Source organism: Nitrosopumilus sp. K4 (genome assembly GCF_018128925.1).
Lineage (GTDB): Archaea > Thermoproteota > Nitrososphaeria > Nitrososphaerales > Nitrosopumilaceae > HKST03.
The window spans coordinates 590,054-614,088 of sequence record NZ_CP067007.1; the positions used below are offsets into that span (position 1 = coordinate 590,054).

Consider the following 24,035-nt stretch of genomic DNA (forward strand, 5'->3'; position numbering starts at 1 on the left):
GACAAACTGTTATTCCTTGTGGTGTCATCTATAGATGCAATGTTGGCTCAGGCCTTCGAACTATGTGAAGATGGGAATTATCTGGAAGCTTTGGAACTGTATGATTTGGCGCTCAAACAAGAACCAAAAAACATTCGTGTAATAATTGACAAAGCAGTCACACTTCAAAATATTGGGAGATTAAAACAAGCAGTTAGATTGTATGATAAAGCATTGAAAATTGATCCTGGGAATCTGGATGCTTTGATTAACAAAGGTTCTTCTTTACACACTCTTGGAAATTTTGAAGATGCAGTCCTTTGTTATGATGAAGTACTAAAAACTGATAAAAAACATGCTATGGCTTTGGCATACAAAGGATTGTCACTGGGGGAAATGGGCGATCTTTCATCTGCTCTAAAGCACTTCAAAAAAGCATTGTCTATTGATGCTGATTATGATCTAGCAAAAGTTAGCAAAGAGATGGCTCAGGATTTGTTGAACTCTCTAAAAGAAAAATCTAAAACACAGTGACGTCGCCAGGTGCTGGCTCTCTTTTGATGTTTTTGTCCTCTGATTTGATCAATTCTTCATGTTCTGATTTTTGATGCTCTCTTAATTTTTCAATGTTCTCAAAACCTTCATGGCAATAGTAGCATTTTGGATTGTTCTCATCAACAAGTGGAAGGACCATGATTTTTCAATGTTTTCTTCATACTTAATTCTTCAGAAAAACGGTTAAGGAATATATCCTAATACAAATGACAAAAAGTGTGTTAGAACAATTAGTAGGTGACTCTCAGGCCCTTGATCGTGCCATTGTTGGTGAAGAATTGTCCTACAAAGACGGTTTGGAACTGATGAATTATGATAATCTTCACATGTTGGGCTCTGTTGCCGATATTGCTAGGAAAAATCTTATTGGTGACACTGTAACATTTGCTGCATCCTATTACATGAATTACACAAATGTTTGTGCTGCAAGTTGCCAAATGTGTGCATTTTATAGAAAAGATGGTGCTGATGATGCATACACGCTTTCTCCTGAACAAATTGAACAACGTGTATCTATTGCAAAAGATATGGGGGCAACCGAAGTGCACATTGTTGGGGGCTTTCATCCCAAACTTCCTTTGGAGTATTATGAAGACATGATGAGAGTCATAAAGAAAAATCATCCTGAATTAAAAATAAAAGCATTAACAGCTGCTGAGATCTTTTATCTTTCAAAACTAACGAAGAACTCTGTTAAAGAAATTCTATCTCGTCTAAAAACTGCTGGACTTGATACTATGCCTGGCGGAGGGGCCGAACTCTTTCATCCTGACATCCGTGGAAAAATTGTTAGGGGAAAATGTACTGGCCAACAATGGCTTGATACCATTGAAGAAGCCCATAATCTTGGAATCAAAAGTAATGTGACGATGCTTTATGGGCACATTGAAAAACCTGAACATGTAGTTGATCATCTGATCAAAATACGGGAATTACAAAAAAAGACAGGCGGGTTTATCACATTAATTCCTCTAAAATTTAGTCTTGATAATACTGAACTAGAGCAAGAACATTTAGTTAATAACGAGTGTTCGTCTGTTTATGATCTGCGAATTATTGCATTGTCTAGATTGATGCTTGCAAATGTTCTAAATAACATTTCTGTTTATTGGGTTGCATATGGAAAAAAACTTGCACAAGTTGCATTGTCTAATGGAGGTAATGATTTGGTAGGAACTGCATTTTCTGAAGAAATATACCGTGCTGCAGGAAAACCAACTGCCTCATCAATTGAAGAGTTAGCTACAATGGTGAAAGAAATTGACAGAAAACCTGCACAACGTGATACTTATTTCAACATAATTAGAAACTTCTAATCCTGTAATTTCATCTGTTTTTTAATTGATTCGAGTTTTTCTTCCATTTTTACATGTTTGTCCTTTCTTGAATCTACTTTCAAAACTACTTCTACTCTATTAACCCCTAAATTGTGAACTACTTCCATCATCTTTTTTGATGCTTCGTAAATTGTGTCAATGTTATCTGATTCTAAAACCGTCCCCATTGGATTGATCTCGTATCTTATACCTTCAATATTTTGAATTGATTCAATCGCTTTTGCAATGTAAAAACTTGCGCTAGTTGAATTGGTTCCTACTGGATAAATGCTGATTTCTGCATTGATCATTACTGTTGTTTTGTGATTTTGAGATTAAAGTGTTTGATGTTTAGGATGCTGGTTTTTTTTCTTGCTTGACTGCACTGCCCTTGTTTTTCCTTCTGGCTCCAAAACTTATCAATACCAACAAAAACCCCACTCCAAATAATATGCCTGCGAGGGTAGTCAAATCTTGGTTCTCTTGCTCTTTGATCATGAGTTCAAGAACTTCTTCATCTGTCATGTCTGCTTTGCCTATGGGTACCTGGGAGTTTAGATATACTAGCAACACTCCCCCCACAACTAACATTGCAATTCCTCCTGACAGGATTTTTTTATCAATTAGCATCTCTTATCATGGATTGTCTGTGCTTATCATATATTAGGTATTTTCTAGGTATCTTGATTTTTTTGAATTTTATTGTTCTTCTAATGATATGTTGACTGAAACACTTTCTGAATTGTTTGAATTGACAATTAAAATTCCTGCAGAATCTGCAACCTTGCAAACTCCTGCTTTGCTTGATTTGTCTATTCCAATACAGCCTATGTCCGAATAATAGTCAAATGGCTCTCCTGAATCTACTTTGATTTTTTCTTCTATTGACGGTACAAAGAAAATATCTACCTTTTTTGAATCTGCAACTTGGACATCATATTTGTAATTTGGATCTGAACTAAATGAACATCCTTTGATGAATACGGATGTACCTTGTGGTATTGTGCGTTGTTCATTGATTGATTCAAATTTAGCATCATCGATCATCGGATACATTATGTTTGATTTGTCAATTGCATGTTCTAATCCTACAACGTGACCGATTTCATGAATTAAGATATTTTGAATTGATTCTGAATTATACGGCTTCCATTTTCCGTCACAATCATTGCTTCCTAGGCTAACTGTGACGTCTTTTTGATTTACAACGTATCCGTCATATTCGTTTCTCATATCTTTTTCCCAACTGACTGTGACTGTATCTAATGACGGTGTTGTAACTAATTCAAATTCAACATTTGCAGTTTTACTCCAAAACTCTAGTGCTGTCATCATTTCCGAAGAGAAATCTTTTGACCAATTTGGTATTGGTTCAACATACACGTTGTATTTTTTTGAATTATCTACCTTCCCAATCCAATCATTTGGTAGGTTTTTCTCTGTTTTGCTTGTTTTGTAAATTACCACACCTTCTTTCTCACTGATGGTGTCAAGGTCTACATTCTCAATACCTGTGACTGATTTCTGCCCTTTCTTTAAGAGGTTCAATAAAATCCTGTATTCTTCATTTTCCGTTCTAAGGGTATCAATTTCTTCGTCATTAATGAGGCTCTTTGCCTTTAGATAGTTTAATTCGACAAGTAATCGGTCATTTTCCTTGGACAGTTTGTCATTGTTGATATCTGGCTTGTTGACAGGAGTGTTCTGAATGTTTTTTACTTGATCCTTTTCTTTGTGCTCTTTTAGCATGGTGATCTGTTCGTGTTTTTGTTTAATTTCTGATTGTAACATTTCAACTTGTTTTCTCATTTTTGTATTTTCAGATTGAATTTCTGATATTTTTATAACATTGTCAGTGTTTTTCTGTTCTGCAGAGTTTACTGTGTTTTCTAATTCTACTCTTTCTTTTCTTAACTCTTCTATCTCTATTTGATAACGTTTGTTCTCGTCAGTTAGTAGTTTTACCATCTGATTGTTTTCTGATTCTGTTTTGAACTGCTTTTCTTTCAAATCTTCTTGGTATTTGTTACTTAATTTCATTTCAATGATTTCGTTTTTGAATTTAGAATTTTCATCTTCAAACATTTGAATTTGTTTCTTGTATGATGTGATCTCTGAATTTAATGTATTAATCAAATTGTTTGATTCCTCCATCTCTATTTTCATTGATGTGATAATTTTTTGCTGTTCGCTCTTTTCTTTTTGTAATTGTCTGACTAGGGAATTATTTTCAGAATTGTTTTCTTTTTGTATTGATGTTATTTCGTTATGAAGTTGTTTGTTCTTTTCATCAAGATCTAAAATTGTGTTTTCATAACTGTCTATTTTTGAATTTAAATTTGATACTATGCTGTTTAAACCATCAATTGTATTTTTCATAGAAATTAATGACGTGTTTTTTTGGATATTTTCATTTTCTAACTCTTTGATGGTTTCTCTATACTCATTATTTTCTTGTTCCAAATTGTCAATTATTCCCTGAACCTCTGTTAGGCGATTGTTTAGTGATGATGCAACCTGGCTTGATTCACGTGAATCGTTCATTATGCCTACCAATGTTTTTCGTTGTTCGGTATTTTCTTGCTCTAACTTTGAAATCCTTTGTTGATGCTGAACTTTCTCATCTTGTAACTGTGTAATTTTGTCTCTTAGAATCTTAGATTCATCTGTTGTTTTTTTGATGGTTGATTCATAATCTTGGATTTGTGTTTGGAGTGAATCTATTATTTTGTTAGTTTTCTCTAGTTCTATTGATGATGAAACTAATTCTGATTTTTGCTGTTCGCTTAGGCCCTTTAGGTTCTCTATGATTTTTGAAAATCCTTTGTTTTTGTCTTCTAACTCTTCTATGATTTTTTGATTGTTTACAGTTTCTGAATCTTTTAATTCAAAAATATTTTCCAAAGTTGCAATTTTGTTTTCATATTCTGCAATTCTTTGCCTCTGAATAAAATTTTCATTTTTTATTTGAGATATGATATTTTCATATGTTTCCTCACTTTGAATTAGTTGGTTTACGTTGTCTCTATTTTCTTGATTTCTTTCTTTTAGAATCGAAATCAATTCTGCTTTGTCGTGATTTTCTATTTTTAGAATCTCAATGTTATTTTGATACTGTCTGATTTGTTCTTCTAAGTCGCTAATTTTTTCTATTTGCTCTTTATTTTCTATTTTCATATTGTTTAACTGGTCTGCATGATCTGACTGTATCTGTTCTAATTGACTGCTTGTTGATTTTGATGCTATTGGTTGTTCTGGAATGCCGTTATTTGTAATCCATGAATCAATTTGTTTTGAGAACTGTTTGTTTGTCTCTCTTAATGTTTTGATCTCATTTTGCAGTGCGTCATACTCTTCAAACATTTCTGTCATCGTTGTGGGGATTTTGCCTGACTTTGTAATTTCTTGACTTTTTACCAGGATCCTTAGCTCTTTATTTTCCTCACGCAGTTTCTTTGTTTCTTCTTTGAACACTTCGCTTTTTGCTTTGAGGTATTCCATCTCTCGTTTGATTTTTTCATCATTTTCAATTGAAATATCGATAATTCCTCTCTGTGAGAGATATTCTACTGCTCTGACAAATTCTTCATTGGTTATCTCTCCTTCGCTCCAAAGTGCCAATGTGGTTTTTACCCAGTTTGGAACTTCGCTTTTTTCAGCAAATGTTTGTGTAAATCCTGAAAAAGGAATCGAACCTACGATCATCAATAATACTAGTAACGCTATCCGCACCTGTACCCTCTCAATGTGAATTAGTCTGGGATTTGATAAATGATCCTGTGTGTTCTTAAATGAAATGACATACTGTGCTTATTTCTGAGGTTGGATTTTTTGTTATTTCTGATGAACACTTAGAATCCTTCTGGAGGTTTTTGAACAAAAACATTGCACACTAGTGCATCTGTTTTAGAGTCTCTGTACTGGACATTGCATGAGACAAACTTTCCTTTAAGTGCCCTTTCTAAATCCTCTTGTGTCGTTTCCTTGTATTGAGGGTCATCAGGGTTGTCTATTTTTGCTATGATTATTTTCTCAGTTTTTCCATACTCTTCTTTGTTGTCTTTTCGGACATGGCTCACAAGTAATTGAAAAGCATTGTTTGTTAAAATCCCCATGACAGGTCCTCCGATTCCGTCGCCCATGATGTTATCTTTTTTTAATCTTATAATTACTTGATGGCTATACTCAATTCAAAGTCTGGTACGAGATTTTTTGCTTTTGCCATATCAAAGAGTCTTCTAATTGATTGCTCCCCGCTATCTCCCATATTTACAGTAACTTCGTTAACATACATTTTTACAAATTTCTCAATCAAATCTCTTGGCTTTCCTCTTGAATACTGCATTGCATATTCAAGCGCATCTTCCATATGTGCCAACCCGTACTCAATTGATGCTTGCAAGTATTGATCAAATTTGTGAATTGTTTCCATTCCCAAGTCTGTTCTCATGACATTAATTCCTAGAGGTACTGGTAGTCCGTTTGTTTCCTTGTCCCACCATTCGCCAACATCTAAAATTTTGACATTTCCCTCTTGTTCATAAGACAATTGTGTTTCGTGTATGACTAATCCTGCATCCACTTTGCCTGTTTTTACTGCATCTGGAATATCGCTAAAATTCATCTCAACATAATCAAACTTTCCAATCATTAATTGAAGCAGCAAAAATGCCGATGTCATTTTTCCTGGTATTGCAATTTTGCATTTTTTTATCTCGTCTACGGTCATTTGTTTTCTTGCTGTGACTATTGGTCCATAACCTATTCCAAAACTTCCACCACTTCTCAAAATTGTATACCCTGGAATGTATGCACATGCGTGAACTGAAACTGCTGTTACATCTAATTGCGGACTGGTTGCTTTTTTATTTAGATTTTCGATATCTTCTATTACGTGATTGACTTTGAAATCATGTGATTGTACTTTTCCTGTAAACATGCCATAAAACATGAATGCGTCATCTGAATCTGGAGTGTGTCCTACAGAAATTTCCATAATTGATTTCTTTTTGTTCGTAATAAAAATCAAAACCACCCTTCATCTAGAATGCATAAGATTTGATCTAAACAATCGTTTTTCTAATATATGCTATATTTTATGATAAATCATTGAAAACACTTGAAGCATATGAGCGTGATATTGCAAAACAATCTGATTTTTTAAAAAAATTTGAAAAACAAAAGCCACTGCCAAACCATTTGCAAAACAATGTGATTTTTACTGGAAGTGGCGATTCTTTAGCATCTGCAATGCTTGCAGAATACTTTTCTGATTTTAGAGTAAAATCTTTTGATCCGTTGGACTTGCTAAAAAACAAACACATTACAAAAAACAAATCTGTCTACTTTGTATCTATATCTGGAAAAACAATTTCAAACATCAAAGTAGCAAAAGTTGCCAAAAAATCAATTGCAATCACTGCTAACATAAACAGCAAATTATCTCAGGCATGTACACACTCTATCTTGTTGAAATCTCCCAACTCTGACGTGTTTACTGCAGGCAGCATAAGCTTCTTGGACAGTGCATTGACCTGCATATCCTTGGTTACAAAAATCTCAATTCCTGATGATAAAAAAATCTACAAACAGGCAATTTCTGATGCCAAAAAATCAAGATTCTCCAAGAGGATATTTGTTCTTGGAAACTCTATGACATTTCCGCTTGCAATGTACTGCGCTGCAAAATTCTATGAACTCCTAGGATATGACGCACATTTTGAACGATTAGAACAATTTTCTCATATGGAATTGTTTTCTGCCAAAAAGGGAGACACTGTGATAATTTTTGAAGAAAAAAACCCTCATAACATTCAACTTGCAAAAAACCTGAAAAAAATTGGATTAAATGTACTTCATCCTAACATAAAATCAAAAAATAAGATCACTCATGTTCTTTACTACACTTATTTTTCACAAACACTGCCGCTTTTTGAAGCCAAAAAAAGAGGCCAGTTGGACTGTAATTTTGTTTTGGCAAAAAAACTTCGCAGTGTCAGTGACAACATGATCTACTGATCCAAATTTTCTCATAAGGTTTAATAGCTGAATACTAGGGTTTGCGAATATGGTAAAATTCAAGTCAACTGGCGAAGTTATGAAAATTATCAAAAACAAGGACCAAATCCGTAACTTTGGTGTAATTGCGCACGTTGACCATGGAAAGACAACCATGAGTGACAGTCTCTTGGCTTATTCTGGAATCATCGCCCCATCTGCTGCTGGAAAGGCATTGGCAATGGACTTTGATAAAGAGGAGCAACAAAGAGGAATTACAATTTATCAGGCAAACGTTACCTTGCTCTTTTCTCAAAAAGGCAAGGAATACGTAATTAACATGATTGATACTCCTGGACACGTAGACTTTAGTGGAAGGGTAATTCGAAGCCTCAGGGCAATTGACGGTGCAGTAGTTGTATGTGATGCAGTTGAAGGCATCATGACTCAGACAGAAACTGTGACTAGAATGGCACTTGAAGAACGAGTAAGGCCTGTCTTGTTTATCAACAAAGTAGACAGACTCATCAAAGAGCTTCGACTGACACCTGAAAAAATGCAACAGCAACTAGCCGAAGTTGTATCTAACTTTAACCAATTAGTTGAGACCTATGCTGAACCAGAATACAAAGACAAATGGAAGGTATCCATCCAAGACGCAAGCGTTACATTTGGTTCTGCAAAAGACAGATGGGCAATCAACGTTGATATCATGAAAGAGAGAGGAATCACATTCAAAGATGTTATTGATGCTTATACCAATGAAAAAGTTAACGACCTTGTAGAAAAGGCACCTCTTGCAGATGCCGTTTTGGGCATGGTTGTAAAACACCATCCAGCTCCACAAGATGCAGTCAAGTACAGAATTCCTCAAATCTGGAAGGGTGACTTGGAGTCTGATGTCGGAAAAGCTCTTCTTGCATGTAAAGACGATGGTCCAACAATCATGATGATTGTAAACATGGTTTTAGATCCTGCAGCTGGTCCAGTTGCAATTGGTAGGTTGTTCTCTGGAACAATCAAAGACGGTCAGACAATTAACATAATTGATTCTAAACGAGAAGGAAGAGTTCAATCTGTGAACTTTTTCATGGGAAACCAAAGAGAACAAGTCGGAGAACTTGGAGCAGGTAACATCCCTGCACTTTTGGGACTGACTGAAGCAAGAGCAGGTAACACACTATCTTCTGTAAAAGACATTCCGATGTTTGAGGGAGTAAAGTATGTCTCAGAACCTGTTGTGCAAATTGCAATTGAACCAAAACATCCTAAAGATTTACCTAAACTAGTTGAGGTGCTCAAACAACTAACAATTGAAGACCCAAACCTTATTGTAAAAATTGATGAGGAAAGCGGAGAAACAATTGTAGCTGGAATGGGTGTATTGCACCTTGATGTTGCAACGCACCGTATTCAGGATGCTAAAGTTGAGATTGTAACCTCAGAGCCCTTGATTAACTATAGAGAAACTGTCAAGGGTGGATGTGAACCAATCATGTCAAAATCTCCAAACAGACACAACAAGATTTTCATGAAAGTAGAGCCATTGGAGCCAAAAATCGCTAACATGCTTAGAACTGGTGAAATCAGTGATATGAAAGACAAGAAAGTAGTTTCAGACTTGCTAAAAGAGTCTGGCTGGGATACTGATACAATTAAGAGAGTCATGAGATTTGATTCCCGTGGAAATGTTTTGATTAACGGTACAAAAGGTGTTCAGTTTGTTCAAGAATCTACTGATTCAATCAACTCTGGATTTGATGAAGTGATGAGAGAAGGTCCATTGTGTAAAGAACAGGTGAGGGACTGTAAATTCACATTCACTCACTTTGTACCTCACGAGGATACTGCCCACAGAGGTTTGTCCCAACTAGGTCCTGCATCACGTAGAGCATGTACTGGTGCAATGCTTACTGCTGGCTGTACTGTGTTGGAGCCAACACTGGCAATTGAAGTTCGTGTTCCTACTGACTTGGTAGGAAACGTTGCAACTGTTCTTTCTGGTAAACGTGGTAAAGTTTTGGACATGTCTCAAAAAGGCGCATCCAGTATTGTCACTGGCGAGATTCCAGCTTCTGAAACATTTACGCTATCTGAGGAGATGAGAGGCCAAACTGCAGGTCGTGCAACGTGGAATACATCATTTAAGGCATGGACTGAAGTTCCAAAATCCATGTTGGCAACTGCTGTTGCTGACATTAGAAAGAGAAAAGGACTGGCACCAGAACCACCAGGTGCAAACGAATTCATCGATAAAGAGTAAAAAGGCAAAGCCCCCCTTTTGTGCGTGAAAAGTTTGTTATGACCTAAACTATAGCGTAGGATTGTTTGTAGGAGAATTGTTATAACGAAAGTATGAATTTGTGAAATATGGAAGTAATAGAAATTGTTGGAGTTGTTTCTGCACTTGGAGTGATAGGTGCATTGGTATTTAATGGAATAACAAACTTACGTGATAAAAAAAGTAGACACTATGAGATATTCCAAGATTTGATGAAAGAATACACTCAGATTCAAGAAGTCATTCCAGATATTGTTAAGATTGCATCATTAGATCGGGCAGAATTAAAAAAACAACCTGAGACTTTACAAAACAAGGTTCGAATGTATCGATGGAAATTTGTACAATTCCATGAAAAAATTGCCCATCTTGCATTAACTGGAATCATCCCAAAAGAAATTACACAATTTTTTAATGAAACTTTTCCTGATGCTATAAAACATATTGAATTGAGTCCAAATCCAGAATACATTAAAGAACTTTCACCCAATTTGTTCAATTGGTGCGAACAAGAAAAAATTAAGACTAAATGACATTAAAGGGTCAAAAAAATCATTACAATGTAAAATTCCTCAAGGGTTATGGTCATTCAATCTCTATCAAAAATTCCAAAATCATCCTAAAAGATAATCATGACCCGTTTTCTGAGCCTGAAATTGAATCATGGCCTGTTAAAAATATGCCATATGAGAAAATAGTGATGCAGGGTAAGGGATACATCTCCACTGAAGCATTATCGCAATTATCTGAGAATAATCGAAATGTCATTCTACTTGACAATCAAGGAAAACCAATAACATTCTGTAATGGCATGATGGATTCACTTACTGCAACAAAATACAGAATGGCACAATATGATACATTCAGAGATGAATCAAAGTGTCAGTATTTGCGACAGCAAATCATACAAGCCAAGAAAGAGTCTCAACTAAAACTACTCAAGTTGATTGGTAGTGACATAACTGAATTGCCTGATACAGAACATCTTTCAGCCAAAGTCTATTGGTCGGAATTTTCTAAATTTATTCCTGAAAAATATGGATTTTCATCTAGAAATCAATCCCAAATTAGAAACTCCAAAAACAATGCAACTGATATCATCAACGCCTTGCTAAACTATGGATATTCTGTCTTGGCAGGGGAGATTTCAAAATTTGTTTGCGGGTTTGGTCTTGACCCATATTTTGGATTCATGCATCGTTCGCATACTGGATTTCAGCCGTTGGTGTATGATTTGATAGAGCCGTTTAGGTGGCTGGTCGATTATACCGTCTATGAGATTGCAAGGGATTCAAATTCCAGAAAACAAATCAAACTCAAAGAATATAGTTATACAAAAGACGGAACTGTTGTTTTGGAATATTCTTTGATCAAAAGATTTTTGGAGGTGCTAGAGAGACAGTTTGCAAAGGAAAGAAAGTATGATTTCAGGCACGGAAAGAAGACAAAAGATGGTTTGAAGTCAGTTCAAGAAATTACGGTTGCTAAGATTTTGGTTCAGGATCTTGTTGAGTTTTGTCTCTAGTATCGTTCGATTTCTCTTTTTTTGATTGCTGTTCTTCCTTTCTTTCTCTATCTAATTTTTGAATACTTGTTTCACCACTTCCAAATTTCTCTCTAAATTCCATGGCATCTTCATATAGTTTTTGAAAATACAATTTGAAAATTGTTGCATCGCGTTCTTTAGAAAGTTGATTTTTTAATTCCTCTAACACTATCCAACTATTTACAACAGCTCCTGCATATGCCGTAAAGAAAACATCTTTTGGAATATACCCGCCAAATCTAGCAGGCTTTTTAGTTTTTAAATCTAATTTTCTATAAATCAAAATTCCAATTTCATCCCAATCATTCATTATTTTTTCTCCTTTTTCTCGAAACTCTTCTTCATGTATTATTTTCTCTGGAATGTAATTACTCCATCGTTCTATAACATATTTTCTATATGATCTATTGTCTTTAGAATTTAGCAATTCGTGAAGATGCAACAATGCATTAAATTCTAGATTCTTTCTTTGATAGTGCCAAGTAATTCCTCCTACGGTAATAGCAATAATCGCTGATGCAATTCCAACAATTGTTTCAGAAGCAATTGGTGGCTTTGATTTCTCAACTACAGGTTCCTCAACTACAGGTTCCTCAACTACAGGTTCCTCAACTACAGGTTCCTCAACTACAGGTTCTGCAAAGACGGGAACAATAAACAATGATAAAAAAATTATCCAAAAGAATTTCACAAGATCACTATGAAATGTATGAACTTAAGCATATTGAAATTAAAAATAAAAAATGTGGAATTAAATATCCACTTAGTTGTTGTCTCTGTCTCCGCCAGAGGGTTTTCTATGGTTTTTACTTGGCCATCCTCCGCCTTTGCTTTTTCCTATAACGATTCACCTCCATGTTTTTCACACACAATATGCAATGAAGAAGTACTTATATGATAATCATAGAATACCTAGAATAATGGTAGATTATAGAGCTGATTTATTACTAAATATCCAAAAAAATATACGGAAATCATATACAAGATTATATGAGCAATATCCAATTTATGGGATTTTCAATAAATCCACACAAAAGAAATTGCTACAAAATATAGAACATGACCAAGAAAAGTATGGTTCACAATCTTGGAGTAATCTCAGAAAATCAGTTCACAGAAGCTTAATTGACATCTCATTGTTTTGCAATATTGCAAGCTCTGATCAATTAGAAAAAACAATGTTTGGTTATGCAGAAGTTCCAGAATTAAACTCAACAAATTCCTCAAACAAACATCTTTTACCATATATCATATCTTCGATATTGAATCCAAAACAATATCAAAAAACAGACATTTGGAAAATGGATTTATCAAATAGAATTTTGTCTGAAGTTTTCGAGTTTTATAGAGAATCAAACATTGTAAAATCCAAAGCATACCTTAGATTACTGGAAGAAGTCGAAGATTTCCTAAAGTTAGAATTAGAGAGTCGTTATAGAAACAGATAATTAGATTTTTTATTTTGTTACATACTTTTCTAATTTCTTGACAATTTTTTTTACGTCATTTTCTGATAGGATGTCTTTTTTCTTTTCAATCCAAGGCAATATAGTAACCAAGTCTTTTACTGCAACAAACCGATATGCAGGATCATACTTCATGTTGCCCTGTATAGTTAACAGTACTGCTGAAACATTTGGATTTTCCATTCCAAACCACTCTTTGAGTGAAATCCACATAATACGTCCTGCTCTGTTTACTTGTTCATGTGGTTCTAGTCCTCCATTCGCTCTATTTTTGAAGATATAAGTATCTGACCAATTTTTGACTTCAATTACTTGAATGCCTTTCTGAGATACTATAACAAAGTCCATCTGTGCAGATTTGAGACTGCGTTTACCATTGTATGTAACATGATGAGGTAGTTCTAGATTAATCCCGCATAAAATATTGTACTGATCATCTAGTCTAGATAGTGTGTTCAGAACACGAATCTCACCTTTTGTGCCTGAATGAAGTGGTGTGTTTATGTGTTTTTCAATTTTATTTATTTGTCGTTTTTTGCGCCATCTTGAGAATTTGTTTCTGATTCCCTTGTCTTTTATTGAGTCAAATTGGTCTTGAAACTCTTGTTGTACTCTATCAATATCCTTAATTGATTTGACTTCATTTGGTAATTTGTCAAGGAATCTCTTTTCAGTGTCTGCACGACCGTAAACTATGGCCAATGATAATAATTTTTGAGAGCGAAAATAAAGGATGTGGTAGTTTCATTTGAACAAAATATCACAAAATGCTTATTTTCATATAAAATTAAGAATAACATGGACATTCCACGTAGGCCTGAAACACATGTGCCCATAGATGATTCATGGAAGTTAGGAGATGATGGAATTGATGAAGACGGTCATTATGATGAGACTCGCGACCGAACCTTTCTAAAACGACTAAAACGAGAATATCCTGAAGCTTACAAAGAACTAGTGAAGATTCTAAGAAAAAACAACCCAGATTACGAATCTGATGAAAAACAAATGTAGTATTTTGCTACCTTTTGTTACACATACCATTTTGTAACAAAATGTAGCTTTTTCTCAGGCACAAAAAAGCTTCAGATATCAAATGGAATTTTTATGATCTTACAAATTTGAGAAATATACTCTGCAAAATTCTAAAATCACTCTTCAATAACACAATAAGCTAAGTTAGATGTGTGATTCTTGTCCTTGGCAATGCTTTCCATCATGAGGTTTTTCAGATATTTGAAATGCTCCTCTTGACATGCTTTTGAGCAAAACTTTTCAGATAAATCCTGTAATTCTATACCGCATCTGATGCATACTTGGGCCATTACTCTCTCAAAATAGCCTTCCCTGAAAAAGTAAAAGATCTTTGTATGAATATTTTGATCTGAAGATGTGAATTTTTTCAAACCTTGAAAATTGCCTGAATTCTGGTTCTCAGGTTTACTTTTCTAATCATGTTTGCCAACAATATTGCCTTTGAATTTTTAATAATCAACTCAGTAACACAAGGTCGACCTAAAAATGATGAGTCAACTTGAGCCTGGACTAGAACCAATTGAGCGTGAAAGAATTCTCCTTGAGAGTATCAAAGAAAACCCTGATTTGCACCACAATGCGTTGCTGAAGACCATCGTACCGAAATACATGGCCAAAAACACATTTGAGAAAACTCGTGACTCTTTGCTGGAAAAAGGCGTAATTGCTGTACTGATGAAAGGCAATATGAAATTCTATGTTCCTGTATCAAACTATGAGGCAAAAGCGCAACAGCATTTTGAGAAAATCACCCATGATTCCTTTCATGACCTAAAAATCTCCGTTAAGCGATTGGTTACTGACTATTCTCACAAGGATGTGGATGAAAAAATTAATCTTGCAAATTCAATACTTGGGCATTTACTGCAAACTGATACTGGATTCACCCTTTTGGATTCTATTAAAAACCCAAAAAAAACATTGTACATAGATGAACACTTGGAGATCCAACATTTGATTTTTGAAGTAATTGAAATTATCCACAAAGACAAAGATTTTGAAAGCATCTATCCTACGATTCTTAGCTGCATGGGCAAATTCCTTCCCAAAGCCTAGTATACTTTTCTGATCTAGTTTTTTATTCAAGTGAATTTTACAAGCTGTTGAAATGGGTCTGTTATACACAAAATTTTATTTGGATTTTGACCCTGAGGACTGGAAACAGGTTTCAACAAATCCAATAATATTTGAAGCCTTAGATGACAATGTCATTTTGGATATTGATGACACCTCTCAGAATAATTACAAATTAAAATTCAAAAAAGGTGGAAAGTTACAAATGTTCAGAGTGGTTGGAAAATTCCGACTGACTTGGAACGATGATGATGTTCTGTAATTCCTGAAAAAATTATAACGGGTTGTTGTTTTCAAGATATCATGTCCTTGACTGAGGAAATACAACAAATTCGATCAGATTTTGAAAACACAGAATCTGAAAAAATTCTAAAAATTGTTGATGAAATACGAAGTCATTTCAAAAGTGATTTGACAAAAGATTATCTTCAAGGCAAGATAAAATCAATCTCTGAAGTGACAGACGAGGCTGAAAAAAAGAAACTTTGCAAGACATTGTTACCCTATTTTGACTGGTATATTCAGGGCCTCTAATCTGAAAACTGGTTGATTCTTTCCTGAGCGTTTTTTATTATTGGTATGTCTTTTCTTGCAGTATCTAGTTGCACCAACTGTACAAAATATTCGTGCCCCGTATCCTGTGCTTTTTTGATATCTGATTCATAACACATTAGTGCTTTTTGAAAAAATGGAATGTCTTCAATTAGCTGATTAATTGGACTGTTATCGGATAAACAATCTTTGATTTTTTGTATTGCCTCGTCGATTTTTGGAACTGTTTTCATTGCTTCTTGATTCAAAACGGATGCAAACATTGCTGCAGAATCTTTCAGTTCGGGACTTTTTCCAATAGTTCTTAGTCTTTTTTTATAATGGTTAAGTGATTTTAGGATGATTTCATACCCTCCTTCATCCTTGAAAAAAATACCTCCTACCCAAGTTTTATCTGACATTTTTCTTATTCTGTTTTTACGTTATAATAATTTCATGTTTTTGGCACTAGTATAATTTCTACTTTCTTCTAATATACTATTGTTGTATAATGAGATTATGAACATGACAAATGAATTTGGAATGAAACACTTATTGGCTCAGTGTCCAAATTGCCAAAGTGATTCTCTTTATTGTGGAAAAATACCTACCTCTATTCGAGATATGGCAAACAAAGAAGTGTTGTTCTGCAAAAAATGCAAGTTTGTCGTACCTGTAGATGAATTCAAAAAAATCCTTTCTTGTAGGTGATTCCTTATCTTAGGTCTGCATCAAAACTCTCTTGTATTGCTGGCTGATTTCTGTTGATCAAATATAGCAGTATTCCTGCCATGAGTACGCCGATTCCCATTAGACCGATAAATGTGCCTGCATGTTTAATTGATCTAATGGATGAATCCAAATCCGGTCCACTTTGAATCGAATAAAACAGGATCAATCCTAAAACTACCATGACGCTGCCTGAAAGAATTATTGCAGTGCCACTTTTCATGATTTGATGGCTAAATACTGATTAATAAATTCCAATTTCTCAGTTAATCTGATTAAATTTATGATAAAGTAAAAATTTTTCAAAAGTTTTTTTAAATTTGCAATAATCTGTGTCTGGTTTTTGCACTTTTTGTGTATGTTTCTAAAACATAATTTAATTTGAAACCCAATGATTCCCTCTCAAAAATCAAAGACTAGATTAAACAATAAGCAGTTATTCTTGAATCTTCGTTCCCACTGAAACATACAAAAATCCTCCCCAACCTTCACGATAAGAAGTCTTTTCAAAATACCTCTCAATAGATTTCCATGCAGTTCCTTTGAGATATTCCTCATCTGCATCAAATGGTTTTGTAAAAAATACAATTAACGGTGCAAAAATCTTTGCAGGCCCTTGTGACATTTTAAAATCCATAATAACAAATTTTTTGTTAGGCTTTAGTGCATCATATCCTTGTTTGATTATTTTGTCATATTGGGAAGAATATTGCAGTGCGCCTGTTGTATAAATTCCATCTAGTTCTTGTGGAAATCGATATTCGGCAAAATCGCTTTCAACCAATTCGACATTCTTCCATCCGTTTTCATCTCGTCGTTTTCTTGCCTGATCAAGCATTTTATCAGTAATGTCAACCCCAATCAGTTTTCCCTCGGTTCCAATTTTGTCTAAAACCCGAGAAAAATTCAAACCAGTACCGCATCCAAGCTCAACTACAGTATCGCCTTTTGACAGATCTAGTGAGTTAACTGCAATGTCTCGATATTTTCCTATTTTAATTCCCAACAAGCGATAGAGTTTTACTGCAAAGTCGTAGTTGTCGGCATATTTTCTATATGCCTCAACTACTCGATTAGACATAATTCCGTTACGTGAACTTTATTCAAAAATATGAAAGATAGTTTTCAACACTGATTTTTACTTTGAAATAGATTTGTTCTGCATGAATCACATCAAAATATGGTTAAAATGTGAAAAGTACCATGTACTAACTGTTGAATTGAGCCTGATTGAATCAATTTTTTAGTACATTTTTGGAAAATTAACTAAAGTTGTTTTTTTATACTTAGGTAAACTTATTGCAAATAAATAATCACGATGATGAACATGGCACAATTAACACTTTCAGAAACAATTCAAAAAGTAGAGGCGATGATAGATTCTGGACAAGGTGATTCAGGACGCCTATATCATATTTTGGAATTCCTAAAACACAACAAGACCCTTTATCATTCAGATCAAATGTATCTTGAAAAAAAATTACAAGCAGGAATTGTCTTAAAAGAAGAAACACAATATGTGCCAAAAGATATTCTTGAAAAAATCCAATTTTTAATAGATTCTGGACAAGGCGATGCCGGAAGACTGCAACATATCTATGACATGTTGGCAAACAACAAGACCCTTTATCATTCAGATCAAAAATATCTGGAAAGCAAATTAGATTCTCTAGGTAATCTACCCATGCCCTCTACTGAAAACATTCCATCTGAAAGTATGCAAACAAGCACAAATGCAAAACAAGAATTCCTTGAAGAGTCAAAACTACATGAAAAACCTACCTCTGAAAAACCTACACCTGCAACACCGCAAAGAGAAGCCAAAATTGAACATACTGAAAAATTAAGAGGAACTATGCCCAAGGGGTGGACTCCTCCTGAAAATTCTGCAGATTTGCATGGGATCTATGAAGAGATAAAAACTGAAGAACAAAAACTTGAAAGCCAGAAAAAAATCTATGATGAAATAAGTTTACAACGCTCAAAGCTATCTCAACTAATTTTGAACAGGCAGGATTATGAAAAACAAGTTAAACTTGAGCAAGCTAAACTTGAATCTCAAATAAAAGAAGAACGAGAAAAAATTGCCAATCAAACTCATCTTTCTGAAGAAATTTTAATTCAGAAAAAAGAATTAGATAATATCAAATCTGAAAGAGATAAGGTTCTGAAAAAAATTCATTCTGAAAAAACAAAACTTGCCAAAGACCTAGAACAGCAAAAAAGACAATTAGTTAACGCGCAGCTTGAACAAGAAGAAATTGAAAAACAGATAGCACAGGAACAAACACTTCTTGCAAAAATGACAACTGAGCAGAAAAATAGACTCTTAAAACAGGCACAAATAGCGCACGAAATTAAACAAAAACAAGATGAACTAGAAAAAGCCAAAAAAGAATATGAGGAAATCGTTTCTGCTGTTTCTCAAGAAAAAGAAAAACTAGCCGAAGCTGAAAAATTAAAAAAATCCATCAAATCCCAAGAGGCTGATCTGATTAGTACTAAAGAAGAACGTCTTAAACTAATTACCCTGATTGCCAAAGAAAAAGAGAACATTTCTAAAAAAACCCAAGAAGAAAAAGAAAAACTTCAATCTCAAAACAAATTACGTAAACAGCTTGAAAAAGAAGAAAAAGAATATGAAAAACTAAAACAAAAAAGAAAGAAAATTGAAGAACAAATTAAACTAAAAAACAAAAAGCTAAAAGAAAAACAAGCTAAACTAAAAAAAGAGATATCAGAAAAAGACACTGCACTAAAGTCACTCTCTTCAAAGAAAACAACAAATGCTAAAACAATTAAGTCTAAAACAAAAGCTAAAGCAACAAATGCTAAAACAAAATCTAAGGCGACAAAAAATAAAGATGAGGCCTCTTAGTCGCTTATCTTGATTGTTATTTCCTCTCCGTTTCCTATTGGACTGGTAATTGTATTTACTTTTTGATGGTTTTTCAAATAGTTTGAAAACTTTTTCATCTCCTCTCGATATTTTTCTGGATACAGCATGTTGTCTGTAACGATAACTCCTTGGTTTTTGATCATGGGAAACGCCAGTTCAAAATACTTGACTACATTTTCTTTGTCTGCATCAATGAACACAAAATCAAAGAATTTTTGAAATTCCTGCTTTTTAGAATATTCTTCTAAAATCTCAATTGCATTTCCTTGGTTGATTTTTATGATCTCTGAAACTCCTGCTTTTTTGAAATTCTCTTCTGCTCTTTTGATCTTTTTTGGATTTTTTTCAATTGTGAATATTTGCCCCTTGTTTTCTTTGATTGCATCTGCAAACCATATTGTGGAATATCCTGTCGACATTCCGATTTCTAGGACATTTTGGGCATTTTTTATTCGTAAAATCATGTTTAGCAGCTCGCCAGTTTCCTTTGTTATGGCCAGCATTCTCTCTTCTGGCAGAACATCAACCTTCCTTATTTTTTCAAGTATGGAGCGTTCCTCTAATTCCTCTAGAACTTTAACAATTGTGTCGTCCAATGTTTATCCCTTGTTTTGAAATAAATTAATCCTACCTAATTAAGAAATATGAGATTTTTTCTTTTTTTGTTGATTTTTGGAATCGTATTATTTATGCCTCAAAACGTATTTGCTTTAGAACTAGATGCAGTTGCGGAAAAAGAAGTGTTTGGGCCAAATGACTGGCTCAAAGTTTTTGTTAAACTTGACAAGTATTCTGGCGGTAAGATTAATTGGAATGTCACAAAACCTGACGGTGCCATGTTAAATGGCTTTTTTGAAAACATTCAGGCCTCCAAAGTAACACACACTATAAGCAGAAATGCATTTGACAACCAGTTTGGAACCTGGACCTTTGACTATTCTTACAAAAATGCTACAAAACAAGTCAATGTTGAAGTTGACCCCTTGACTGTTACAGTGACTGCTGATAAAACAACTTATTTGCCTGGTGATGTTGCAACCATTCGATTCTCTACAAATTATTATAATCCAAATGCAGCAAATGCACAATTTCTTTCCATGCATATTGTCGATGAGAATGGAAGGCCTGCTAAACTGATTGATGATATCGAACTCAAGGTCTCTCAACCAGTTATACTTCAACAATTTTCTGTTGCTGACTTGGTTAAATACAATCCATTTGGAAAGTATCGTGCTGTTGTAAACTACTATAATCTTCAAGCTGATGTTCCATTTGAAGTAACAGATTACAGTTCTAAAACTTCGATATTTTTAGGAACAGACAAGTCGCTTTATGATCCTGGAAACTCAGTTGAACTCAACATTGTAATTCCAAAATTGACTGATAGTTCTGGAACCCTTTCTGTTACCTTCCCCTCTGGAAAAATAATGACCAAAGTAATCCCGATTGATTCTTCTTTGACTAGATTCTTTCTAGATGGCGTCACTAATTCTGAGATCGGTACATTCAAGTATGAATTTGAATATGCGGGAAGTTATTTTTCTGGAACCTTTGATGTTTTGTCCGAATCCCTTGATGAGCCTGTTTCAAAAGAACTTGAAATTGAATTGCTCTTAGACAAATCCCAGTATAGGCCCGGGGAAACAATCCAAGCCAAAGTATCCACAAGTAAATTAGTTGAAAAACAGATTACGTATTGGTTTGAGGATTCTTTGGGAAATAAAAGTGGCCAGTTTTCCTTTTCTAACCCTTCCGTAGGCACATTTACAATCTCCCATATCTTGTCAATTAATTCTCAGGAAGGGCCTTGGAAAATGTATGTAAAATATGGCGATGTCCAAACATTTGCAGTTTTCTTTATCTCTGGCACACCTGTATCTCCCTCTGAAAAAATTTCACCAGAACATCAACTTGGACCTGAGTTATTACTGACTATTGATAGTCGCATAACTGATTTTTCAAAAGTAATTGATTTGTCTATCTCTCACGGTGATGAATTATTTGTATTAGATTCTGGTAATTCTAAAATCAAATCATTTGACAATGTTGGAAATCTAAAAAAAATCTGGGGTAGTGTAGGGACTGGCGATGGACAATTACGTAACCCTTCTGCTATTTTTGCCGAAGATAGTTTTATTCATGTAGCTGATACGGGTAATTCTAGAATTGTAACCTTTGACCATGATGGGAATTTTATCCGAAACTGGGGGAATTCTGGAATTGCACACCAATCCTTAAAAAATCCAAGTGACATAACCCTTGATTCCTCGGGAAACTTTTTTGTTTCTGATAATAATCAAAATAAAATTTTAGAATTTAATTCAAATGGTACCTATGTGAAAACCATTGAATCTATTCTGACTGCATCCGCAAAATTCTCCTCAATCCAATCAATATCTTCTGATGGAAGCAATGATCTGTATTTACTGTCCTCAGATGATAGCAGAATTTTACAATACAAAAATACAGGCGTTTTCATTAAATCCTTTGCAAGTGAAGGACAAAATGACAAACAACTACAGAATCCTTCGTCGTTAACACTTGACAAAAACGACTACCTCTATGTGTCTGATACGGGAAACTACAGAATAATCGTATTTGATGCAAATGGTAATTTTATTGCAAAATGGGGTAGTTTTGGAAATGGCCCTGGTCAATTTGCCCGTATTGCAGGACTAGATGTTGATTCTAAAGGAAATGTGTGGGTGGTTGACTCTCAGATTAACAGGATTCAAAAATTTGCCTCGATTTTTGGTAAAAGCTCAATTGAAATTCCTGATTGGATACGCAATAACGCAAAATGGTGGAATGAAAACAAGATATCTGATGAAGAATTTGCATCCGGAATCGAATTTATGATTCGAGAAAAGATAATTGTGATTCCTGAATTAGAACATGCTCCTACTTTACAAGAAACAAAAATTCCAAAATGGATAAAAAATTCTGCAAATTGGTGGGCTGATGGATTAGTATCCGATCAAGAATTTGCAAACTCCATTGAATATCTAGTAAATTCTGGAATTATTCGAGTATGAAATTTCAATAGAATATATTTAGTTAAATTTGCCTTACACTATGGCAGGAAAAACCAAAGTCGACCTATTGAAATTGGTTCAACAGATGATTAATTTGGATCCAAAGATGAGATTTGCTGCAATAATTGATCCTAAAGGAAATATCCGTGAAGCCATAATGAAAGCCGGAAAAACCAATCTAAAATCTCAAAAAGAAGAAGAACACTTCTGCAAACAAGTAGCACAACGACGTGCAATGAGAAAAGAATTTGACAAATCTCTTGGAAAAGTTCGTTATGTTCATGTTGAAAGAGAAAAAGTATCTCAAATGGTCATATATACAAAAAGAAACATTGTATATTTTACAATGGAGCCTGAAATGCCAATTGATAATAAACTTCGAATAATTACTCGAATTAAGAAAATCACATCTGAAATTTAATCTGTCTTGATTTGGCAATAAAAAAATACATTGCAGATTCTAAGATGTTTGAGTATGACAAGCATTATCGCAACTGTATGCAAAACAACATGCCATTCATTAAAGCTAAAACAAATCCTCTAAATGGCCACTATCACGTTCAAATTGACTTGATGCCTTGTGGTCGTGTTTTCACAGAAGAAGGAAAACAAAATCTGAAAAAACTATTTGAGAGTGAACTGGAGTTGCTAAAACCAAAAACTAACTCAAAACCCTTGCCTGATTATTCTGTTGAACAGGAACTGTCCTGGATAGACGAAGTGCTTCCTGAACGTTTAGATGGTTTTTGTGAAACTCTTTATCAGTTTTCTGAGAAATTTACTGTTCAAAAATCTAAAATCTGATTAAATTCTTGATGATTTTATCGATAACTGTGACTTCTTCTTTTCTCTCTTTTATCGTATTTTCATTCCATTTTTTTGCAAATTCGGACTGATTATCTAGTTTTTCTAATTCTTGAATGTATTTTACAAGATAGTTTTTGTAATCTTGAAGCATGTCTAGGTGGTTATTGTGGTTTTTTTCGCTTGGCTTACTCATCCCTCAACTCCTTTATTTTATCTGGAAACATGTTTTCAATCCGCTCTTTATCTAAATTCATTGCCTTGATTCTTTCTTTTAGATGATTTTTTATCGTTTCTTCCGCCTCTGATTCAATCTCTCTTTGATTATCTTTGATTATTTTTGAAAGTGACTTGTAATAGACAAGATGTTTTTCAAATGACTCTTCTGATGTATCTTCTCTTCTATCATCCATAATATGTAAAATCTTTTTTTGAACATAAGAGTTATTGTATTAAAATAATGAACTAAATATTGGAGTTTTGTAACCATTGCATGAAAAATGTTTTGATTGATCAAAACTGCAAGTGGTTAGCAAGTGAAGACAGCAAATATTTACTTAAAGATTACGCTGAAATTTTTGTTGTTGGTGAACACCTTAAACAACGCGAGTACGATGAAAATCTTGCAACATTTTGCATGAATAACTCTTGTGAATTACTGACAGCTGATAACCGAGCATATGTTCATTTTTTCTCTGATGAGCGAATCAAAAATATCCAAATCTCTGAATTTGTTTATGAACACAAGGCTGATAGGCCGATATATCTTGTAAAAATCATCGAGTGAT

Annotated in this window: 32 protein-coding genes; 17 read left to right on the forward strand and 15 right to left on the reverse strand. The window is 34.3% G+C overall.

The window, feature by feature from the left end; genetic code table 11:
• Positions 1-21 precede the first annotated feature (21 nt).
• Entirely contained in the window at positions 22-513 is a 492-nt protein-coding gene (locus NsoK4_RS03445) for a tetratricopeptide repeat protein (protein WP_371816018.1), read from the forward strand.
• Here the strand turns inward: NsoK4_RS03445 and NsoK4_RS03450 are convergent.
• Positions 500-673: a hypothetical protein gene (locus NsoK4_RS03450; RefSeq protein WP_211688139.1), complete on the reverse strand. Its 174-nt coding sequence runs from the start codon at positions 671-673 to the stop codon at positions 500-502. The genes NsoK4_RS03445 and NsoK4_RS03450 overlap by 14 nt on opposite strands.
• A gap of 79 nt (positions 674-752) precedes the next feature.
• On the opposite strand from NsoK4_RS03450, the gene NsoK4_RS03455 reads away from it, so the two are divergent.
• Positions 753-1,850 (forward strand): CofH family radical SAM protein, encoded by a 1,098-nt coding sequence (locus NsoK4_RS03455; protein WP_211688141.1) that lies wholly within the window; start codon positions 753-755, stop codon positions 1,848-1,850.
• On the opposite strand, the gene NsoK4_RS03460 is transcribed toward NsoK4_RS03455, so the two are convergent.
• The 5 genes from NsoK4_RS03460 to NsoK4_RS03480 all read right to left on the reverse strand — a co-directional run bounded on the left by NsoK4_RS03460 (position 1,847) and on the right by NsoK4_RS03480 (position 6,846).
• A complete protein-coding gene (locus tag NsoK4_RS03460) occupies positions 1,847-2,161 on the reverse strand; it encodes an MTH1187 family thiamine-binding protein (protein ID WP_211688144.1) in 315 nt (104 codons plus the stop codon). The two genes, NsoK4_RS03455 and NsoK4_RS03460, sit on opposite strands and share 4 nt — an antisense overlap.
• A gap of 40 nt (positions 2,162-2,201) precedes the next feature.
• Positions 2,202-2,480, reverse strand: a complete 279-nt coding sequence (locus tag NsoK4_RS03465; protein WP_211688146.1) for a hypothetical protein — start codon at positions 2,478-2,480, stop codon at positions 2,202-2,204.
• Positions 2,481-2,549: 69 nt separating this feature from the next.
• Positions 2,550-5,582 (reverse strand): matrixin family metalloprotease, encoded by a 3,033-nt coding sequence (locus tag NsoK4_RS03470; protein ID WP_211688148.1) that lies wholly within the window; start codon positions 5,580-5,582, stop codon positions 2,550-2,552.
• A 119-nt stretch (positions 5,583-5,701) separates the two neighbouring features.
• Positions 5,702-5,992, reverse strand: a complete 291-nt coding sequence (locus NsoK4_RS03475; protein WP_211688150.1) for a hypothetical protein — start codon at positions 5,990-5,992, stop codon at positions 5,702-5,704.
• Between the two features lie 26 nt (positions 5,993-6,018).
• Positions 6,019-6,846, reverse strand: coding sequence for an MqnA/MqnD/SBP family protein (locus NsoK4_RS03480; RefSeq protein ID WP_211688152.1), 828 nt, complete (start codon positions 6,844-6,846; stop codon positions 6,019-6,021).
• 113 nt (positions 6,847-6,959) lie between these two features.
• On the opposite strand from NsoK4_RS03480, the gene NsoK4_RS03485 reads away from it, so the two are divergent.
• From NsoK4_RS03485 to cas1, 4 genes are all read left to right on the forward strand, one after another.
• Complete coding sequence (locus tag NsoK4_RS03485; RefSeq protein WP_211688154.1) at positions 6,960-7,868, forward strand: sugar isomerase; 909 nt, start codon at positions 6,960-6,962, stop codon at positions 7,866-7,868.
• Between the two features lie 49 nt (positions 7,869-7,917).
• Positions 7,918-10,110, forward strand: a complete 2,193-nt coding sequence (locus NsoK4_RS03490; RefSeq protein WP_211688156.1) for an elongation factor EF-2 — start codon at positions 7,918-7,920, stop codon at positions 10,108-10,110.
• Between the two features lie 107 nt (positions 10,111-10,217).
• Positions 10,218-10,661 carry a hypothetical protein gene (locus NsoK4_RS03495; protein ID WP_211688158.1) on the forward strand — a complete coding sequence of 148 codons (444 nt, stop codon included), beginning with the start codon at positions 10,218-10,220 and terminating at the stop codon, positions 10,659-10,661.
• Positions 10,658-11,653: a CRISPR-associated endonuclease Cas1 gene (cas1, locus tag NsoK4_RS03500; RefSeq protein ID WP_211688161.1), complete on the forward strand. Its 996-nt coding sequence runs from the start codon at positions 10,658-10,660 to the stop codon at positions 11,651-11,653. Before NsoK4_RS03495 ends, cas1 begins: the two co-directional genes overlap by 4 nt.
• Here cas1 and NsoK4_RS03505 read toward each other — a convergent pair.
• Entirely contained in the window at positions 11,613-12,365 is a 753-nt protein-coding gene (locus NsoK4_RS03505; RefSeq protein WP_211688163.1) for a hypothetical protein, read from the reverse strand. The genes cas1 and NsoK4_RS03505 overlap by 41 nt on opposite strands.
• 229 nt (positions 12,366-12,594) lie before the next feature.
• On the opposite strand from NsoK4_RS03505, the gene NsoK4_RS03510 reads away from it, so the two are divergent.
• Positions 12,595-13,122, forward strand: coding sequence for a hypothetical protein (locus tag NsoK4_RS03510; RefSeq protein ID WP_211688165.1), 528 nt, complete (start codon positions 12,595-12,597; stop codon positions 13,120-13,122).
• A 9-nt stretch (positions 13,123-13,131) separates the two neighbouring features.
• Here NsoK4_RS03510 and NsoK4_RS03515 read toward each other — a convergent pair whose 3' ends face one another.
• Positions 13,132-13,842, reverse strand: a complete 711-nt coding sequence (locus NsoK4_RS03515) for a nuclease-related domain-containing protein (protein WP_211688167.1) — start codon at positions 13,840-13,842, stop codon at positions 13,132-13,134.
• A gap of 96 nt (positions 13,843-13,938) precedes the next feature.
• Here NsoK4_RS03515 and NsoK4_RS03520 point away from each other — a divergent pair, with 96 nt between their 5' ends.
• Complete coding sequence (locus NsoK4_RS03520) at positions 13,939-14,154, forward strand: hypothetical protein (RefSeq protein WP_211688170.1); 216 nt, start codon at positions 13,939-13,941, stop codon at positions 14,152-14,154.
• Positions 14,155-14,291: 137 nt separating this feature from the next.
• Here NsoK4_RS03520 and NsoK4_RS03525 read toward each other — a convergent pair whose 3' ends face one another.
• Positions 14,292-14,465 carry a hypothetical protein gene (locus NsoK4_RS03525; RefSeq protein ID WP_211688172.1) on the reverse strand — a complete coding sequence of 58 codons (174 nt, stop codon included), beginning with the start codon at positions 14,463-14,465 and terminating at the stop codon, positions 14,292-14,294.
• A gap of 199 nt (positions 14,466-14,664) precedes the next feature.
• Here NsoK4_RS03525 and NsoK4_RS03530 point away from each other — a divergent pair, with 199 nt between their 5' ends.
• Genes NsoK4_RS03530 through NsoK4_RS03540 form a run of 3 tightly spaced genes read left to right on the forward strand, consistent with a single transcriptional unit; the run spans position 14,665 to position 15,783 of the window.
• The gene (locus NsoK4_RS03530) at positions 14,665-15,231 is read left to right on the forward strand and encodes a hypothetical protein (protein ID WP_211688885.1); all 567 of its coding nucleotides are present in this window, start codon (positions 14,665-14,667) and stop codon (positions 15,229-15,231) included.
• A 52-nt stretch (positions 15,232-15,283) separates the two neighbouring features.
• The gene (locus tag NsoK4_RS03535) at positions 15,284-15,511 is read left to right on the forward strand and encodes a hypothetical protein (protein ID WP_211688174.1); all 228 of its coding nucleotides are present in this window, start codon (positions 15,284-15,286) and stop codon (positions 15,509-15,511) included.
• Between the two features lie 41 nt (positions 15,512-15,552).
• Positions 15,553-15,783, forward strand: a complete 231-nt coding sequence (locus tag NsoK4_RS03540; protein ID WP_211688176.1) for a hypothetical protein — start codon at positions 15,553-15,555, stop codon at positions 15,781-15,783.
• Here the strand turns inward: NsoK4_RS03540 and NsoK4_RS03545 are convergent.
• The gene (locus NsoK4_RS03545; RefSeq protein WP_211688179.1) at positions 15,780-16,202 is read right to left on the reverse strand and encodes a hypothetical protein; all 423 of its coding nucleotides are present in this window, start codon (positions 16,200-16,202) and stop codon (positions 15,780-15,782) included. The genes NsoK4_RS03540 and NsoK4_RS03545 overlap by 4 nt on opposite strands.
• Before the next feature lie 103 nt (positions 16,203-16,305).
• Between NsoK4_RS03545 and NsoK4_RS03550 the strand changes: the two genes are divergently transcribed.
• A complete protein-coding gene (locus NsoK4_RS03550) occupies positions 16,306-16,491 on the forward strand; it encodes a hypothetical protein (protein ID WP_249111142.1) in 186 nt (61 codons plus the stop codon).
• A 4-nt stretch (positions 16,492-16,495) separates the two neighbouring features.
• Here the strand turns inward: NsoK4_RS03550 and NsoK4_RS03555 are convergent, their stop codons facing one another.
• Together NsoK4_RS03555 and NsoK4_RS03560 are read right to left on the reverse strand one after the other, a co-directional pair.
• Positions 16,496-16,732, reverse strand: a complete 237-nt coding sequence (locus NsoK4_RS03555; protein WP_211688184.1) for a hypothetical protein — start codon at positions 16,730-16,732, stop codon at positions 16,496-16,498.
• A 213-nt stretch (positions 16,733-16,945) separates the two neighbouring features.
• Positions 16,946-17,590: a class I SAM-dependent methyltransferase gene (locus tag NsoK4_RS03560; RefSeq protein WP_211688186.1), complete on the reverse strand. Its 645-nt coding sequence runs from the start codon at positions 17,588-17,590 to the stop codon at positions 16,946-16,948.
• 246 nt (positions 17,591-17,836) lie between these two features.
• Between NsoK4_RS03560 and NsoK4_RS03565 the strand changes: the two genes are divergently transcribed.
• Positions 17,837-19,387, forward strand: a complete 1,551-nt coding sequence (locus NsoK4_RS03565) for a hypothetical protein (protein ID WP_211688188.1) — start codon at positions 17,837-17,839, stop codon at positions 19,385-19,387.
• Here NsoK4_RS03565 and NsoK4_RS03570 read toward each other — a convergent pair.
• On the reverse strand, positions 19,384-20,004 hold the full coding sequence (locus NsoK4_RS03570) for an O-methyltransferase (protein ID WP_249111143.1): 621 nt from the start codon (positions 20,002-20,004) through the stop codon (positions 19,384-19,386). The genes NsoK4_RS03565 and NsoK4_RS03570 overlap by 4 nt on opposite strands.
• Before the next feature lie 93 nt (positions 20,005-20,097).
• Here NsoK4_RS03570 and NsoK4_RS03575 point away from each other — a divergent pair, with 93 nt between their 5' ends.
• Genes NsoK4_RS03575 through NsoK4_RS03585 form a run of 3 tightly spaced genes read left to right on the forward strand, consistent with a single transcriptional unit; the run spans position 20,098 to position 23,247 of the window.
• Positions 20,098-22,443 carry a 6-bladed beta-propeller gene (locus tag NsoK4_RS03575; protein WP_211688191.1) on the forward strand — a complete coding sequence of 782 codons (2,346 nt, stop codon included), beginning with the start codon at positions 20,098-20,100 and terminating at the stop codon, positions 22,441-22,443.
• Positions 22,444-22,483: 40 nt separating this feature from the next.
• Positions 22,484-22,864 carry a DUF6659 family protein gene (locus tag NsoK4_RS03580; RefSeq protein ID WP_211688194.1) on the forward strand — a complete coding sequence of 127 codons (381 nt, stop codon included), beginning with the start codon at positions 22,484-22,486 and terminating at the stop codon, positions 22,862-22,864.
• Positions 22,865-22,875: 11 nt separating this feature from the next.
• Entirely contained in the window at positions 22,876-23,247 is a 372-nt protein-coding gene (locus NsoK4_RS03585; protein WP_211688196.1) for a hypothetical protein, read from the forward strand.
• Here the strand turns inward: NsoK4_RS03585 and NsoK4_RS03590 are convergent.
• Positions 23,237-23,443: a hypothetical protein gene (locus tag NsoK4_RS03590; RefSeq protein WP_211688198.1), complete on the reverse strand. Its 207-nt coding sequence runs from the start codon at positions 23,441-23,443 to the stop codon at positions 23,237-23,239. The genes NsoK4_RS03585 and NsoK4_RS03590 overlap by 11 nt on opposite strands.
• A complete protein-coding gene (locus NsoK4_RS03595; protein WP_211688200.1) occupies positions 23,436-23,660 on the reverse strand; it encodes a hypothetical protein in 225 nt (74 codons plus the stop codon). The genes NsoK4_RS03590 and NsoK4_RS03595 overlap by 8 nt, the downstream gene beginning before the upstream one ends.
• 80 nt (positions 23,661-23,740) lie before the next feature.
• On the opposite strand from NsoK4_RS03595, the gene NsoK4_RS03600 reads away from it, so the two are divergent.
• The gene (locus NsoK4_RS03600; RefSeq protein ID WP_211688202.1) at positions 23,741-24,034 is read left to right on the forward strand and encodes a hypothetical protein; all 294 of its coding nucleotides are present in this window, start codon (positions 23,741-23,743) and stop codon (positions 24,032-24,034) included.
• Position 24,035 lies beyond the last annotated feature (1 nt).

Excerpts from the sequence above, each read along its gene's own strand:
- NsoK4_RS03480 (WP_211688152.1), bottom strand. The coding sequence starts at position 6,846 with ATGGAAATTTCTGTAGGACACACTCCAGATTCAGATGACGCATTCATG.
- NsoK4_RS03520 (WP_211688170.1), top strand. The coding sequence starts at position 13,939 with ATGGACATTCCACGTAGGCCTGAAACACATGTGCCCATAGATGATTCA.
- NsoK4_RS03540 (WP_211688176.1), top strand. The coding sequence starts at position 15,553 with ATGTCCTTGACTGAGGAAATACAACAAATTCGATCAGATTTTGAAAAC.
- NsoK4_RS03450 (WP_211688139.1), bottom strand. The coding sequence starts at position 673 with ATGGTCCTTCCACTTGTTGATGAGAACAATCCAAAATGCTACTATTGC.
- cas1 (WP_211688161.1), top strand. The coding sequence starts at position 10,658 with ATGACATTAAAGGGTCAAAAAAATCATTACAATGTAAAATTCCTCAAG.
- NsoK4_RS03535 (WP_211688174.1), top strand. The coding sequence starts at position 15,284 with ATGGGTCTGTTATACACAAAATTTTATTTGGATTTTGACCCTGAGGAC.
- NsoK4_RS03490 (WP_211688156.1), top strand. The coding sequence starts at position 7,918 with ATGGTAAAATTCAAGTCAACTGGCGAAGTTATGAAAATTATCAAAAAC.
- NsoK4_RS03525 (WP_211688172.1), bottom strand. The coding sequence starts at position 14,465 with ATGGCCCAAGTATGCATCAGATGCGGTATAGAATTACAGGATTTATCT.
- NsoK4_RS03595 (WP_211688200.1), bottom strand. The coding sequence starts at position 23,660 with ATGGATGATAGAAGAGAAGATACATCAGAAGAGTCATTTGAAAAACAT.
- NsoK4_RS03565 (WP_211688188.1), top strand. The coding sequence starts at position 17,837 with ATGGCACAATTAACACTTTCAGAAACAATTCAAAAAGTAGAGGCGATG.
- NsoK4_RS03550 (WP_249111142.1), top strand. The coding sequence starts at position 16,306 with ATGACAAATGAATTTGGAATGAAACACTTATTGGCTCAGTGTCCAAAT.
- NsoK4_RS03460 (WP_211688144.1), bottom strand. The coding sequence starts at position 2,161 with ATGATCAATGCAGAAATCAGCATTTATCCAGTAGGAACCAATTCAACT.
- NsoK4_RS03510 (WP_211688165.1), top strand. The coding sequence starts at position 12,595 with ATGGTAGATTATAGAGCTGATTTATTACTAAATATCCAAAAAAATATA.
- NsoK4_RS03545 (WP_211688179.1), bottom strand. The coding sequence starts at position 16,202 with ATGTCAGATAAAACTTGGGTAGGAGGTATTTTTTTCAAGGATGAAGGA.
- NsoK4_RS03560 (WP_211688186.1), bottom strand. The coding sequence starts at position 17,590 with ATGTCTAATCGAGTAGTTGAGGCATATAGAAAATATGCCGACAACTAC.
- NsoK4_RS03580 (WP_211688194.1), top strand. The coding sequence starts at position 22,484 with ATGGCAGGAAAAACCAAAGTCGACCTATTGAAATTGGTTCAACAGATG.
- NsoK4_RS03530 (WP_211688885.1), top strand. The coding sequence starts at position 14,665 with ATGAGTCAACTTGAGCCTGGACTAGAACCAATTGAGCGTGAAAGAATT.
- NsoK4_RS03475 (WP_211688150.1), bottom strand. The coding sequence starts at position 5,992 with ATGGGCGACGGAATCGGAGGACCTGTCATGGGGATTTTAACAAACAAT.
- NsoK4_RS03495 (WP_211688158.1), top strand. The coding sequence starts at position 10,218 with ATGGAAGTAATAGAAATTGTTGGAGTTGTTTCTGCACTTGGAGTGATA.
- NsoK4_RS03575 (WP_211688191.1), top strand. The coding sequence starts at position 20,098 with ATGCCTCAAAACGTATTTGCTTTAGAACTAGATGCAGTTGCGGAAAAA.
- NsoK4_RS03555 (WP_211688184.1), bottom strand. The coding sequence starts at position 16,732 with ATGAAAAGTGGCACTGCAATAATTCTTTCAGGCAGCGTCATGGTAGTT.
- NsoK4_RS03590 (WP_211688198.1), bottom strand. The coding sequence starts at position 23,443 with ATGAGTAAGCCAAGCGAAAAAAACCACAATAACCACCTAGACATGCTT.
- NsoK4_RS03600 (WP_211688202.1), top strand. The coding sequence starts at position 23,741 with ATGAAAAATGTTTTGATTGATCAAAACTGCAAGTGGTTAGCAAGTGAA.
- NsoK4_RS03465 (WP_211688146.1), bottom strand. The coding sequence starts at position 2,480 with ATGCTAATTGATAAAAAAATCCTGTCAGGAGGAATTGCAATGTTAGTT.